Below are 14,830 nucleotides of genomic sequence, written 5' to 3' on the forward strand. Positions count from 1 at the left end.
ACACCCTATGAGTGAACACGAAAACGAACTGATTGCCCAACGGCAAAAGAACTTAACCGAACTGGTCGAGCTTGGGATTGAAGCTTATCCGCACCGGTTTGACCGAACCCACACTGTTTCAGAAGCCGTGACTGAATTTGGCTCGCAAACGGCTGAAGAACTGGTTGCCGCACGTCCAATCGTAAAACTGGCCGGACGCATCCACGCCATCAATCGGATGGGAAAAGCCGCCTTTGTGCGCTTTACCGATGGGAAATCAATGATTCAGGCGTATTTGCGCCGCAATGAAATTGGTGAATCGCTGTGGGAACTCTTTCTCCGACTTGATCTTGGTGACGTGATTGGGGTCTCCGGATTTGTCTTTCGCACCAAAACCGGCGAACTCTCGGTTCACGCCGAAGACTTGAAATTCCTGGTCAAAGCGCTGACGCCGCCGCCTGACAAATTCCACGGCTTGCAAAACAAAGAGCTTCGCTACCGGCAACGGTATGCCGATTTGATCGCTAACCACGACGTGCGAACCGTGTTTGAAAAACGGGCACAGATTGTCCGTGAAACCCGCGCTTATTTTGACCAGCACGGATATATCGAAGTCGAAACACCGATGCTCAGTCCGCTGGCCACCGGGGCCGCCGCCCGGCCATTTGTCACCCATCACAACGCGCTCGACATCCCACTCTTTGCCCGGATTGCGCCGGAACTCTATCTCAAGCGATTAACCGTGGGCGGATTTGAAAAGGTGTATGAACTGAATCGGAACTTCCGGAACGAAGGACTTTCGATCAAGCACAACCCGGAATTCACCATGCTTGAGTTTTATCAGGCATATAGCAGTTATGAGGACCTGATCGAATTGACCGAAGAGTTGATTACCGGACTGGTTGAGAAAGTATGTGGAATACTGACAATTCCCTATGGTGACTACGAGTTGAATTTCAGCCGCCCCTGGGCACGTTTCACGATGGCCGAAGCTATCCAACAGCATTTGCCAGAGACTGTTGCCGGGCACGCGCTCGATACACTCGATGACCTTATCGAAGTCGCCAAAGCCGTTCACTGTGAACTCAAACTGGCAGAAGGCTATGGGAAATGCCTGGGGATTTTGTTTGAACACGTGGCCGAGCCGCATTTGATCCAGCCGACCTTTATCACACGGTTCCCAACGGATCTGAGTCCGCTCTCCAAGCAATCACCTGACAACAAAGAGTTTGTGGATCGCTTTGAACTCTTTATTGCCCGGATGGAATGCGCCAATGGCTTTTCGGAACTCAATGACCCGGCTGAACAACGGCGGCGGTTTGAAGATCAGGTCAAAGCTCGCGAACGTGGCGATGACGAGGCCATGGTGCTTGATGAAGATTACATCCGGGCGCTGAGCTACGGTCTGCCTCCAACGGCGGGCGAAGGCATTGGAATTGACCGAATCGTGATGATTTTGACCAATCAACGATCAATTCGGGACGTCATCCTCTTTCCACATATGCGACCCGAAGCCAAACATCTGCATGAAGATAGCGAATAAAGAATGAAGAATTGAGAATGAAGAATGAAGAAACCAAAGAGTGATTAGTACCTGATGCTTAGGGAGCGTTAAAAAACAACTTCCCGGTTTTCATTTGGGTCGCAGCCATTTTCTTTTGAGTTCGGTGGCACTTTCCCTGACAAAAGCTCAGACCCCATTGAAGTCTTTGGATTTCTTTTTCGTGTTTTTCGTGTATTTCGTGGTTTCCTGTTCTGAAATTGGATCTCTCCGGGTGACTTTCGAGAAAAACGGGAAGTTGTATTTTTACAGTCTCTTAGTGCTTGGGGATCAATACCTACCAGGAACCAAGGACCAAAAATTTCTTCATTCTCAATTCTTCATTCTCAATTCTTCATTCTTACCGGTAGATCAGTACATCACTGGCTATGGTGACGAACAAAATCACGCTCACCATGGCGTTGGTTGTAAAAAAGGCAGCGTTCATCCGCGAGAGGTCGGTTGGTTTGACCAGATTGTGCTGGTAGATCAACAAACAGGCCGTCAGGACGAGGCCGATCACGCCCAACCAGTGCAAATGAGCCAGCAAAAATACAGAAATTAAGACACCAAACATTGCGGTATGCAGGATCCGGGCAAACAGTAAGGCACCAGCCACTCCAAGCCGTTTGGGAATTGAAAACAGTGCTGGATGCTCGCGGTCAAATTCATAATCCTGGCAGGCATACATCACATCAAATCCAGCCGTCCAGAGCAGCACCGCCAGCGAAAGCAGGACCGGCAACACATCAAAATGGCCGGTAACGGCAATCCAGGCGCCGGTTGGAGCAATTGAAAGCCCCCATCCTAAAACCAAATGGGACAACGAAGTAAACCGCTTCGTGTAGGAATAAACCAGCACTGACCCCAATGCCACTGGTGAGAGCAACAAGGTCAGGCGATTGAGCGAAGCGGCAGCCAGAAAAAAAACCAGGGATGCCACCACCGTAAACAACAGCACAAAATTTGGAGTCACCAACCCTGCCGGAAGCGCCCGCATGGCAGTTCGCGGATTGTCAGCATCAAATTTCTGGTCCACGAACCGATTGAATGCCATTGCCGCACTTCGGGCGCCAACCATAGCAACGGTAATCCAGAAAATTTTGTTGAACGAAGGAACACCATGTGCCGCCAGAAATGCCCCCAAAAAGGCAAACGGCAAGGCAAACAGGGTGTGTTCGATCTTGATCATCTCGCAGGTAATCTTCAGATTACGCCAGAGCACAGCAACCATAAAAAATCCTCGGGGTTCAGGGTTCAGGGTTCAGGGTTTACAGAATTCTTTCGAACCTAAAAACAGATCACTAAAACAGAAGAAGAATGTAAAGTAATTTAGAGAAATACACTTAGTGGACTACTGACTACTGACTACTGACTACTGACTACTGACTGGTATCACTAAATTGATCGGAACATCTATTCTTTCAAAATGCAGAAGAAATCGGCAATAGCAAACACCATCACAACCACCAGTTCCAACAAAGAGTTTGACTTTAAACAGGAAGCCATCAAGCAATGGACCCACGATCCATGCGGGCTGCTTGGGGCCAAAGGCTTTGAGATTGGGACCGGTGAATTTTATGAACGGGTTGACCACAATCGCTATGTTGAATATGCCCCGTGGATGAAATCAGTGATGCCGTTTGCTGACTTCCAGGGCCGAAAGGTCCTTGAAATCGGATTTGGGATGGGAACGGACCTGTTTCAATTTGCCAGGGGTGGTGCCGAGGTTTACGGCGTGGACCTCTCTCCAGAACATCTGCGAATTGCGAGCGAACGTTTTGCGTTTTTTGGACTTCCAGCCAATTTGCAACTGGCGGATGCCGAAAATCTTCCGTTTCCAGATGCTTCATTTGACGCAGTGTACTCATTTGGTGTCATCCACCACATTCCCAACATTGAGCAGGCGGTGCGTGAAATTTATCGGGTGCTGCGGCCTGGAGGACAGGCCATCATTTCGGTCTATCACAAAAACTCAGCTTTTTATTATTTCTGCGTCTTAGGCGGCTATCTGGTGCATTTTCGATTTCTGAACGAATCGTTTCAGGCAAACCTCTCGCGCATCGAATACCGCGAACACAGCGATGCTTGCCCGCTGGTCAAACTTCTCTCCAGAAACGAGTTGCGGAATTTGTTCAGTCAATTCCCCGAAGTCGGTATTGAATGCCATCATCTGGCCGCCACTCATTTTGGGTCATTGCAACGGCTGGTCCCGGAAAGCCTGGTGCGACGTGTTGAAAACAAACTTGGCTGGTATCTGGTGGCGAAGGCGACCCGGTAGAACGAGACGGGGCGGACACGTTGGTTCGCCCCTACTTCTTTTCTTCTTCAGGTAACAGGAGTCGTGCCGCCAGCGTTCCACGTTCGCTGGGAATGACCAGCACCTCTCCGGTGATCTGAATACCTGCCAGAATGTGGTTTTCATTCAAAAACAGGCGGGCCGTCACATCGCCGCTTTTGGGTTCCAGCAGGGTTACTTCGTTGCTATCAAAGGCCGCAATGGCAACGATATCTTCTCCCAATGCAATTGGTTCAAAGATTAACCTTCCATCCATCAACTGCCGCCAGGTCATTGATCCATTTTTGGTCTGCAATGAATACAGGTAGTTATCAAATGACGGCACAAGCAACTGGTTGCCTTTGACCAGCGGCGCCGCCAGCACCGACGCCCCCGCCCGACGTTCCCAAATCAGAGTGCCTGTCGTTCGCAGCACCGCCCGAACCCGCCCATCGGCGGAACCGAAATACACCTGACGTTCATCACACGCCGGTTTGCCGATTTTTCCTTTTCCTTGAAATTTCCAGAGTTGTTCACCGGTTTCGAGTTTTAAGGCATAGAGCGTATTGTCATCGCCACCCAACAAAAGCTGGTCATGATCAATCAGAAACCGTCCTTGAGCGGCAAACTCCCATTTGGAACTACCATCCGTCCGTTGAAGAGCGTGAAGCTTTCCATCGCTCATCGTTGTGTAGAGCGTGTCCCCAGCTTCAATCAAGGCAGATCGAAACGTATGCGGAAAGGTTTTGGTCCAGCGCGTTAACCCGGTGGTCGTATCAAGCGCCCGGAGCACGCCTTCCTTTCCAGTTTCAGTCTGGCGTTCGGTCGCGATATAAAGCTCTGATTTTCCGGCACTTAACGGTGCCGTAAATTCCCCGCCCTGCGGTGTTTCCCACAGCAAACTGCCATTTTCCAAACTGAGCGCCACCACGCGCCCGCCCTGGAGCGGCATACACACCAGCCGATTGACTACCAGAACTGGCAGCCGGGTGACATCAGGTGAGAAGTATTCCCAGGCTTTGGACAGTTCACGGACCTCAACATCATCCCGGTTGATCAACAGATTCTGGGTGCGGCGCGAACGAGCAAACTGCTCATCGGTTTCACGGTCTTTATTGCGTCCACGGCCTTTTCCTTGTTTTTGGGCTTCAACCGATACAGCCGCCGCCAACGTCAGGAGGAACACACATACCAGCACCAGGAAACGGAGCGAAAGACCGGAAGACAAGGAGACAAGGGGACAAGGGGAAGAAAGAAGGGGTTCGGGGTTGTGATTCATTCCAATTAGGTGATTTTAAACGCCAGTGTGAGAGCAGTCGGAAAACCCTGGCTCTGCTTTGGTTTTGAGATAGGGACTTCAAGGCAATGCGGTTACTGAATGCTTCCAAAAAGAGTTGGAATATCCCGCATCCCGTGCACTATGCGGACAATTTCAATGCCATTGTCAATCGCACGATAGAAAATCAGGTAATTTCCTACTGGGAACCGACGCAATCCAGGGGCAAGCTCCTGACAGGATTGCCCAATGTTTGCATTAGCTGCCAGCATATCGAATTTCTCGGTGAGGGTGTCAATCAGCCCGTCTGCGGCGACAAGATTGCTACTTGCAATAAACAACCAGATCTCATCGAGGTCCGCAAGGGCAAGCGGTTTCAGAGTGATGGTTGCCATCCTTATGATACCTTGCCTTCTGGTTGAGCCAGCCGTTCGCGACCTCGCCGCTTGATGTCTTCAGCGTCAAATGGTACGGATGGTCCGCTCTCCAGTCCTTTTTGAATCTCGCGGCGGAGTTCCTCCATCCGCATTTCGCGCAGGCGGTCCTGTTCTTCCAGAAGCCGCAAGGCTTCGCGCATCACTTCGCTGGCGGAATTGTACAGGCCAGACTCCACTTTGCGTTTAACCAACTCTTCAAGTTGTGGTGTCAAAGAGATGTTCATAACGTCCTCAAAATACGTTCCTTGATTTGTGTGTTGTTCGTGAAAGAGGTTTTACACTAACACAAAATAACAAAGATTGTCCTTCTGTAAATTCTTCCGTGATGGGTTTCTTTGGAACAAGCTGGAAATTCAGGTTCAGCCTGCGAAGCCTAGATTTTGTGCAAACAGCCCCCTCTCTCAAAATCCTGTTTGTAAAATTGTTTTTCCAGTTTTCCGCCCTTTTGGGTCCTTCACAAACCTCGGTTCAGGTTCAGTGGTCGAAATTCAGGTTCTGAATTTGAACCAGGTGGTTGAAGTTGTTGAGCCTCAAGAGACAAAACCGGAAAAATAACTTAAATGGCTGGATTTTAATGAGCAAGCCAGGCTTCATTCTGTCATCTTGGTGACCCATCCTGTTTGCACAAAATCTAGGCTTCGCAGGCTGAACCCCTGGAGTTCCAACCCATTTCGAAAGAATCCATCACGGAAAATTTACAGCAGGAAAAATTTCGGGACCGCGCAAAAAACGCGCGGTCAAGAGTGCATAAATCAAAGTGCATCAAGGATTGAGAGTTCTCACCGCAACCACCCGAAAACCGCTGTTCCTGCCGACGAACTCTGGGTTGTTCCTGTAGCGGAACGCCGACCGGCAGAAGTCGGCACCGTCGAACCAAGAACCGCCACGCATCACGCGGAATCGTTGATCGGACCCCGATTCCCGTGCACTCCCATCGTCCGGTACTCCAGCATAAGTGTCCTGATACCAATCCTGACACCATTCCCAGACATTTCCGTGCATGTCGTGAAGCCCCCAGGCATTCGCTGGAAAACTTCCGACCGGTGTGGTTTTTTGACGATACTCACCTTTCGGCGCATTCCCATAAGGGTAATGCCCATCATAGTTTACCTGATCGGTTGTGATGGGTTCCCCAAACGAAAACGGGGTCGTTGTCCCAGCCCGGCAGGCATATTCCCATTCCGCCTCGCTCGGCAACCGATAGATGTAATTATCTTTTTTGGCATTCAGCTTTTTCAGGAATTCCTGGCAGTCATTCCAGGATACTTGCTCGACCGGCAAAGTGTCGCCTTTAAAAGATGAAGGATTATTTCCCATCACCTCCTGCCATTGTGCCTGAGTTACCTGAAATTTCCCTAAATAAAAAGGTTGGCTGAAAGTAACTCGATGCTGGGGTTGTTCACGAGTAAACCATTCCCGTTCTGCTTTTGGGTTGTATCGCTTTGCATCGGCAAAGGCAGCTTCAACATCGGCATTGGTCGAGCCCATCAAAAAACTCCCGGTTGGAATCAGCACAAATTCCATATCAATGCTGTTTGTAAAAGTTGGATTGAGAAGTAACTGAGGTGGTGAAGGCAAAACCACAGGCACTGGTGACGGAGATTGAATCAGGTCAGGCGTTTTATTCTGTGAATTCCCTGCCAGTTTGGCCTCGATACGTTCATATTCGTTTTCGTAGCCCTCGATAAGTTCTTTGATGTCTTTGATTTTTGTCCGCAGTTCAAATTTTCTGTCTGTATCCGCCGTAATTCCAAGCTCCCGCTCATAGTCGTGCAACTTTTGAACCTGTACCGTCAGCAGGTTCTCCAAATCTTTCAATCGTTGTTGAAGATGGGGAGCTGGCATAGGAAGTTGATTCTATTGACTCTGGTTGAGGATGAAATACAAGACGGAACTGACTGATGAAGGGCAAGCAACAGGCGAATGTTGGTAAACGAGCCTCACTATAAAACACCTTGGGAATGATGACAACTACTGTGAAAATTTAGATTTAACAGAACCGCCTAAAGGCGGGACTCTGAACTGAGACCAAACAACCGTTTAAAATTGGCGGTGGTGATGCGGCCAATTTCTTCAATGGTTGTCTGGTGGAGTTCGGCCAGTTGGCGGGCGACTTCGATCACGTAGGATGGTTCGTTGCGCTTCCCGCGATATGGAACCGGCGCCAGATACGGGCAGTCGGTTTCAATCAGGATGGACTCAAGTGGGAGCGATGTGGCGATGTCGCGCAACGGTTGGGCATTTTTAAAGGTCAGGTTCCCGGAAAACGAAATCAGAAACCCCAGTTCCAACCCGGCTTTGGCAAGTTCAGGTGAACCACTGAAGCAATGGAAAATCCCAGCCCGGTTATCTCGATCACTCCAATGCTCGCGAAGTAGCTCTATCGTGTCCTCATCCGCATCGCGGATGTGCAACAAAATCGGGAGGTTCCGCTCGCGGGCGCGTTCCATTTGCCGGACAAACACGGCTCGCTGCACGTCGCGTGGCGAATGGTCATAGTAGTAATCCAGCCCGATTTCGCCCCACGCCAGCACTTTGGGATGCTCGCACATCTGGCGGAGGCGGGCTTCGAGTTCATCATCGTAGAGCCGGGCATCGTGCGGATGCACCCCAACCGCAGCGTAAATGTGCGGATGGGCATCAGCCAGCGCCAGCCCTTTTTCGAGCGATCCTTGCTCTAAATCGCCGTTGCAGATTTCAAGGATCAACTCAATCCCAACCTCAGCCGCACGAGCCAGGATGGCGGTGCGGTCTTCATCATAGATTTGCCCGTCAATGTGGGCGTGTGAGTCAATAAACATAAACACTTGAGGGTTCGGGGTTCGGGGTTCGGGGTTCGGGGTTCAGGGTTCAGGGTTCGGGGTTCAGGGTTCAGGGAAAACAACGAAAAAGATGAAAAGGACAAAAAGGACAAAAAGGACAAAAGAGACTTACATTCGAAAACCCGGAACCCGGAACCCGGAACCCGGAACCCGGAACCCGGAACCCGGAACCCGGAACCCGGAACCCGGAACCCGGAACCCGGAACCCGGAACCCTCTGACCGATTGAGCGGTACCAGTTTCACAAGCTTTTGCAGGTGCTGGCCGCGTCGTTCGTCACAAATCCAACCTGTGATGCCAATGTGTAAATCGAGGTCCAGGTAAGCTTTTAATTCTGCTTCCGTGCCCGTAAAGCAGTGAACCACTCCGGCGGTGAACTGGTCACGATACGGCTTCAGAATGTGGACGAAGGCGGCATGGGCGTCGCGTTCGTGCAAAAACAAAGGTTTTTTGACTTCGGAGGCAAGCTGAATCTGGGCTTCAAACCAGCGGTTCTGGTCCGGGCGTGGTGAAAAGTCACGGTTGTAATCCAGACCGCATTCCCCAATCGCCACGACCTCAGGTGATTCGGCCATTTTTCGCAACGTCTCAATCGTTTCCTCGGTGCAGTGGCGAGCATCGTGTGGATGAACTCCTGCCGTGGAAAATAAGATATGCGGGTGATGCTGTACTAGACGAAGCGCCTCACGGCTGCCCTTAACGCTGGTTCCGGTCAAGATCAGAGTCGTTACACCAGCTTCCTGGGCGCGTTTTAAAACCAGTTCCCGATCAGACTCAAATGAGCGATGGGTTAAATTGATTCCAATATCAATCAGTTTCATTGCAAATCTTCCTTTTTTCAGGAGTTGACCTCAGAAATGTGCTCAACGTCAAGCCGCTGAATTCCAAAGCGATGTCAAGCCATCGCACTCCAAAGGGTTAAGCTTTTGCCTTGCACTCGCAGGTCCAGTGCTTATATCTTTGCACCCCCAAAAATTCGAGAAGAGACGAGATTCAGACTGATTCCCTGCAACCAAACGCTGAAAAACCTGCCGCGATATGATAAACACCGCAAACAATCATTCCTCTTGTCATTTTTCTTTCTGGAATCGCTGAATTTGCTTAGAAGGAGCAGTATGACCGATATACAAACCAAAAAAAGTAGCCAGGCTGTGAATATTCCCGCCGCAACGGGGAAGCTTGGCGTGTTGCTGGTTGGATTGGGCGCCGTGAGTACGACGTTCATCGCTGGCGTTGAAGCCATCCGACGTGGGACGGCCCAGCCAATTGGATCACTGACCCAAATGGCATCTATCCGCCTTGGAAAACGAACCGAAGGGCGCAACCCTCGCATTAAAGACTTTGTTCCCCTGGCCGAACTTGATGATCTGGTGTTTGGGGCCTGGGATATTTTTGAAGACTCCGCCTATGATGCCGCTGTTCATGCCGGCGTTTTGGAACGGACCCAACTTGATCAATTGAAACCGGCTCTGGAAGCCATCAACCCTATGCCAGCCGTGTTTGACCAGCATTATGTGAAACGGCTGAACGGAACCAACATCAAACAGGGCGCCAACAAGCTTGACCTGGCCCAGCAGTTGATCGCCGATATCGAAGACTTTCGCCAGAAAAACGATTGTTCCCGTCTGGTTCTGGTCTGGTGTGCCTCAACCGAGGTGTTCCTCCAACCGGACCCGGTCCACGACACAATTGCCAGTTTTGAACAGGCAATGAAAGACAATCACCCGGCAATTGCCCCGTCAATGATCTATGCCTATGCCGCACTCAAGTGCAAAGTGCCATTTGCCAACGGGGCGCCAAACCTGACGGTTGACCTGCCAGCGATTCAGCAACTTGCGGCTGAAAACCTGGTGCCGATTTGCGGCAAGGACTTCAAAACCGGTCAGACCTTTATGAAGACCCTGCTGGCACCGGGCCTGAAATCACGGATGCTGGGCCTGCACGGCTGGTATTCGACCAACATCCTGGGCAACCGCGACGGCGAAGTTCTCGATGATCCGGAATCATTCAAAACCAAGGAAGAATCCAAACTGTCGGTGCTGGAATATATTCTGCAGCCGGAACTCTATCCGGAATTGTACAAGGATTTTTCACACGTGGTGCGGATTAACTATTACCCGCCTCGCGGTGATAACAAAGAAGGCTGGGATAACATTGATATCTTCGGCTGGCTCGGCTACCCGATGCAGATCAAAATCAATTTTCTGTGCCGGGATTCGATTCTGGCGGCACCGATTGTTCTGGATCTGGCTTTGTTCCTTGACCTTGCCCAACGTGTTGGAATGAAAGGAATTCAGGAATGGCTGAGTTTCTATTTCAAGAGCCCGATGACAGCACCGGGTCTCTATCCTGAGCATGATATTTTCATTCAATTGATGAAGCTCAAGAACACCCTCCGTGACCTGCGCGGTGAAGAACTCATCACGCACTTAGGGAAAGAATACTACGATTAGGGCTTAGGGCTTGGGGCTTGGGGTAACAACAACAGATTTGGTCGGTTGTTGTTACCCCTTGCGCCTCTCTGATTCTTTTCCTTCTCCCTCACTCCACTTTGAAATCATCCTTTTGGATTCAGAAAAGACGACGTGATTGATAGGACTGTCTTTCCCTGAACCCTGAACCCTGAACCCTGAACCTTAAAGTCCCACCCCTAAAGATGAGAACTCCAGTCGAAATCAACCAGCTCAAACGCGACGGCCACACGTTGTCTTCGGACGACATCCTCAATCTTATCAATGCTTACACCCGCGATGAGGTGCCCGATTATCAACTCGCGGCGTTTCTGATGGCAGTGTGTTGCCGTGGGATGGTCACCGAGGAAATCCAGGCGCTGACCAATGCCATGCTTCATTCAGGTGTGGTGCTTGATTTTTCGGATATTCCGGGAATCAAAGTTGATAAACACAGCACTGGTGGTGTGGGGGATAAAACGTCACTGGTACTGGCACCGCTTGTGGCTGCGGCTGGAATTCCCGTTCCAATGATTAGCGGTCGTGGACTTGGCCATAGCGGCGGGACACTGGACAAACTGGAATCCATCCCAGGTTTTCAAACCGGGCTGTCGTTGACTGAATTCCGCCGCCTGCTCTCAACCATCGGCGTTGGGTTGATTGGACAAACGCTGGAAATCGCCCCGGCTGATCGCAAGCTCTACGCGTTACGTGGCGCCACCGGGACGGTTGAATCCATCCCGCTCATTACCGGCAGCATTATGAGCAAAAAGCTCGCCGAAGGAATTGATGCCCTGGTGCTAGACGTCAAATGCGGCAACGGTGCCTTTATGAAAACAACCGAACGGGCGCTGGAACTGGCCCGCTCGCTGATTGCCACTGGCGAAGGAATGGGAAAACGGGTGACAGCGCTGGTGACTGATATGAATCAACCACTCGGTTGGTCGGTCGGCAATGCCCTCGAAGTCATCGAAGCCCAGGAAATGCTGCGTGGTAACCTCGTTGGACGGTTTGCCCAACTGACCCTGGAACTGGCGGCTCATATGATTCAACTGGGGAGTGATACCCCCTACTTGAAACAGGCCCGCGACCAGGCAGTTGAACTCATTACCTCCGGCAAAGCCATGGAAAAATGGCAGCAGATTATTGAAGCCCAGGGCGGTGATCCGCGCGTGACCGAAGACGAAACACGATTGCCCCAGGCAGCCCATCAAAAAATTATTCGAGCTGAAAAAAGCGGCATCCTCACTGCAATTGAAACCGAAGCTGTCGGGTGGGCCTCACTTCTGCTCGGAGCTGGGCGGTTACAACTCAGTTCACCGATTGACCCGGCAGTCGGTATTCGCATTCACGTCGAACGTGGCGCTGAAATGAAAGCCGGTGATCCACTCTGCACGCTGTATTACAATGACAGCACCAAACTGGCGCTGGCGGAAGAACGCCTCAAAACAGTCTTTACCATTGTTCCTGGCGCTGATGAATTTCATCGTACAACCCTGGCTCCAGAATGGTTTGTCGTTCAGTAAGGGGGCGAGTGCACTGATTTAGGTGCAGCACTCACCACGAACAAGGTGACAGGTGACAAACTGGCATAAATGACAAGGTGACAGGGTAACAAGGTGACAAAAAGGCAAAAAGACAACTTCGGCTGGAGACATTCGAGTTTTGTGCGTTGGCGATGGCGGGTAGTCTTACTGCTGATGGTCACTTTGACAGGGTTGAGTTCGGTAGGATGTGGAATTCAAGAGCGGATAAATCAAGATCGGGCTGAAACCATTCTCAAAAAGGGAAAGGTCTATCAAGTTTTAGCTCAGCAGGAGCCAGAGACGTACCAGAAGATTGTTACTGAAGCCACCGACTCAATTTCCAAGGATGAACCTGAAGAAGCCCTGGCCAGCCGTCTGAGACCGCTGGTGATGTCCGTTCTCCCCAAGTACTTTTCCCGTTGCTCTGATAAAGCTCTGGTCAATTACCTGCAAATCACCATCAAAGAGCTGGAGCACGTCTTAGCCAAAGACCCGGATGCCGCCTTTGCCTTGATGTTCCCTACCCCAGAGAACACAACCGTCAATCTCACTCGAAACATTGACCGCACGATTCTTGAGTCTGAACAGGAAGCCCTGGCTCAGGTCATTCAAAGCGGAAACCAATCAGACGCAATTCCAATCAACCGGGAACGGGCCCAAGAGAATCTCATCCCGATTGTCCGTCGGCTCCAGGAAAAACATGGACCGGATACAGTTGACCTGCTTGAAAATCCAACCGCACCTGGAGTTGATAAAGCTCGCGTCTGCCGAATATTGATTGACCTGTACCGTGAAATTCTTTCGCTTCCGCAGGAAAACTCGGCTGAAATCTCCCGCATGATGTTGTCTGAAGCCTTTGTAAGCGAGTAGCGAACCGAGTAGCGAGTAGCGAGTAGTGAATCCAAATTTACTGGTATTCAGTTTATCCCGTACTCATTGAAGCTGTTATAAAATTAACAGACCAACCTTTGGTGTGGTTGGTTTTACTACTCGCTACTCGCTACTCGCTCCAGTTCGCTCCAATTCGCTACTTGCTACTCGCTACTCGCTCTTCAATCTATTTCTTCTCCGGTGCCAGGTAAGCTGTCCACCGCCATTGATTGTCTTCCCCAAATTCAAAAACCGCCCACAGTTCATATTTGCACGGTTTTTTTCCGCCGCAGGGGTTGAGATTCTTGATAATTCGGCTGGGACGCTTGCTTGTGGGATGGGTATAGGGTTTGTCTTCAAGCGCCACCGTTTTTTGAAGCTCGCCCCAATCTTCATCATCTTCAAAATCTTCCAGAAATTCATCAGGCGCGATGGTGCCGCCCACATATTCAAATGACTTGACCATCATATTTTTGAGGGTGGTGACATTCTGTTTTTTGACCGCAGCTCGGAAAGAAGCCAAAAAGGGTTTCCAGGCTTTCTCCGGATCAGTTGCCGCTTTTTGATCATCAGTCACGATACCAGGTGAGGCCGGAGCGTCCGGAGCTTTCACCTCGGCCACTGGTTTCACCGGTGGAATATCTTTCGCAGGCTCAGTCGCACTCTGGCTGGCACGACAGGCCGCGCTTGAAATCAAAATCACACAGAAAAAACTCACAATCGCAGATCGAACAATCACAGTAAAAAATCCTTTCTTTTCATAGTTTTATAGTAGTCCTGCCATTTTGCGATGAAATTCCTCTTTTCGTACTACGGCGAGGTTTGGGGTTTTTAGCCTGCCGTTCAGTTTCTGGGTTCAAAACCACCTGGATAACGGGTAAGGCACGCCGCAATCTCAGCCCAGCGTTGATACGGTCGGAATCCAAGCCCCTCTTTTGTCAATGTTTCGGCCAGCCAGCCACGGGCAAACCGCAGATTGGCGGGAACACATTTTGCCGGTGATAGATCAGGTGGTCCATTGCCAGCAAATGCCACAATGTCATAGCGAGCAAGCGCATCTTGAACAACAGCCGTTTTATCAATCCCATCAGCGGTGGAGAGAAAGGGCGAATCCGTCGGAAGCTCAAGCACGAGCCCCCGCCCTGGTTCAAAAAAGCCGGGATTGGCATGCACTGTCAGCGATACTCCGGCTCGATCCAATAAATACTTGATGTACCAGAGACATCCGGCTGAGGCAACAACAATGTCCCACCCGGCCTGTCGAAGCTGGGCAACCGCTTCAGCCAGATCGGGGTCAGGCTTCATGGCACAGGCAATCTCGTGGAGTCGGGCTTCGTCGCAGGTAATGTGTGCGAAAAAACCACGCATGGCTTCAAAGTGAGTAATCTGGCCGGCAAAATATTGCTCCCAGTAGTTCGGTGTATCGCTACTCACGCAGGCCGGATAGATCAGTTCATAAAAGTCATGGTCAGTGATGGTTCCGTCAAAATCAGTTACCAGGACACGACTGGGTTGAGGATAGGGCATAAGGGTTCAGGGTTCAGGGTCATGATTGATTTCAATGAAAACTGTCTTCAAGCTGTTGATGAATGAAACTTGATTCCCACAACACAAAAGTGGGCGAACATTCCCTCTGTTCGCCCAAGCATACTG

Annotated in this window: 14 protein-coding genes; 5 read left to right on the forward strand and 9 right to left on the reverse strand. The window is 50.6% G+C overall.

Translation table 11 applies throughout. The annotated features are described in order from the left end of the window. The first annotated feature begins 7 nt into the window (after positions 1-7). Positions 8-1,522 (forward strand): lysine--tRNA ligase, encoded by a 1,515-nt coding sequence (gene lysS, locus HY774_21220; protein ID MBI4751009.1) that lies wholly within the window; start codon positions 8-10, stop codon positions 1,520-1,522. 358 nt (positions 1,523-1,880) lie between these two features. Here the strand turns inward: lysS and HY774_21225 are convergent, their stop codons facing one another. Further along, entirely contained in the window at positions 1,881-2,753 is an 873-nt protein-coding gene (locus HY774_21225; GenBank protein ID MBI4751010.1) for a UbiA family prenyltransferase, read from the reverse strand. A 195-nt stretch (positions 2,754-2,948) separates the two neighbouring features. Between HY774_21225 and HY774_21230 the strand changes: the two genes are divergently transcribed. Further along, positions 2,949-3,800, forward strand: a complete 852-nt coding sequence (locus HY774_21230; protein MBI4751011.1) for a class I SAM-dependent methyltransferase — start codon at positions 2,949-2,951, stop codon at positions 3,798-3,800. A gap of 31 nt (positions 3,801-3,831) precedes the next feature. Here HY774_21230 and HY774_21235 read toward each other — a convergent pair whose 3' ends face one another. From HY774_21235 to HY774_21260, 6 genes are all read right to left on the reverse strand, one after another. Further along, a complete protein-coding gene (locus HY774_21235) occupies positions 3,832-4,983 on the reverse strand; it encodes a PQQ-binding-like beta-propeller repeat protein (protein ID MBI4751012.1) in 1,152 nt (383 codons plus the stop codon). Positions 4,984-5,168: 185 nt separating this feature from the next. Beyond that, complete coding sequence (locus tag HY774_21240) at positions 5,169-5,468, reverse strand: type II toxin-antitoxin system RelE/ParE family toxin (protein ID MBI4751013.1); 300 nt, start codon at positions 5,466-5,468, stop codon at positions 5,169-5,171. Between the two features lie 2 nt (positions 5,469-5,470). Then, positions 5,471-5,734 carry a type II toxin-antitoxin system ParD family antitoxin gene (locus HY774_21245; GenBank protein ID MBI4751014.1) on the reverse strand — a complete coding sequence of 88 codons (264 nt, stop codon included), beginning with the start codon at positions 5,732-5,734 and terminating at the stop codon, positions 5,471-5,473. 538 nt (positions 5,735-6,272) lie between these two features. Continuing rightward, positions 6,273-7,355, reverse strand: a complete 1,083-nt coding sequence (locus tag HY774_21250; GenBank protein MBI4751015.1) for an SUMF1/EgtB/PvdO family nonheme iron enzyme — start codon at positions 7,353-7,355, stop codon at positions 6,273-6,275. 158 nt (positions 7,356-7,513) lie between these two features. After that, the gene (locus HY774_21255) at positions 7,514-8,311 is read right to left on the reverse strand and encodes a TatD family hydrolase (GenBank protein MBI4751016.1); all 798 of its coding nucleotides are present in this window, start codon (positions 8,309-8,311) and stop codon (positions 7,514-7,516) included. Between the two features lie 70 nt (positions 8,312-8,381). Next, positions 8,382-9,152 (reverse strand): TatD family hydrolase, encoded by a 771-nt coding sequence (locus HY774_21260; protein MBI4751017.1) that lies wholly within the window; start codon positions 9,150-9,152, stop codon positions 8,382-8,384. Positions 9,153-9,446: 294 nt separating this feature from the next. Between HY774_21260 and HY774_21265 the strand changes: the two genes are divergently transcribed. From HY774_21265 to HY774_21275, 3 genes are all read left to right on the forward strand, one after another. Next, entirely contained in the window at positions 9,447-10,784 is a 1,338-nt protein-coding gene (locus HY774_21265; GenBank protein ID MBI4751018.1) for an inositol-3-phosphate synthase, read from the forward strand. A gap of 203 nt (positions 10,785-10,987) precedes the next feature. Then, a complete protein-coding gene (locus tag HY774_21270; protein ID MBI4751019.1) occupies positions 10,988-12,307 on the forward strand; it encodes a thymidine phosphorylase in 1,320 nt (439 codons plus the stop codon). Between the two features lie 141 nt (positions 12,308-12,448). Next, positions 12,449-13,177, forward strand: a complete 729-nt coding sequence (locus HY774_21275) for a hypothetical protein (GenBank protein MBI4751020.1) — start codon at positions 12,449-12,451, stop codon at positions 13,175-13,177. A 187-nt stretch (positions 13,178-13,364) separates the two neighbouring features. Here the strand turns inward: HY774_21275 and HY774_21280 are convergent, their stop codons facing one another. Next, positions 13,365-13,916 (reverse strand): hypothetical protein, encoded by a 552-nt coding sequence (locus tag HY774_21280; GenBank protein ID MBI4751021.1) that lies wholly within the window; start codon positions 13,914-13,916, stop codon positions 13,365-13,367. A gap of 104 nt (positions 13,917-14,020) precedes the next feature. Beyond that, positions 14,021-14,704 (reverse strand): haloacid dehalogenase-like hydrolase, encoded by a 684-nt coding sequence (locus HY774_21285; GenBank protein ID MBI4751022.1) that lies wholly within the window; start codon positions 14,702-14,704, stop codon positions 14,021-14,023. Between the last annotated feature and the right edge of the window lie 126 nt (positions 14,705-14,830).

The organism is Acidobacteriota bacterium (assembly GCA_016208495.1).
Lineage (GTDB): Bacteria > Acidobacteriota > Blastocatellia > Chloracidobacteriales > Chloracidobacteriaceae > JACQXX01.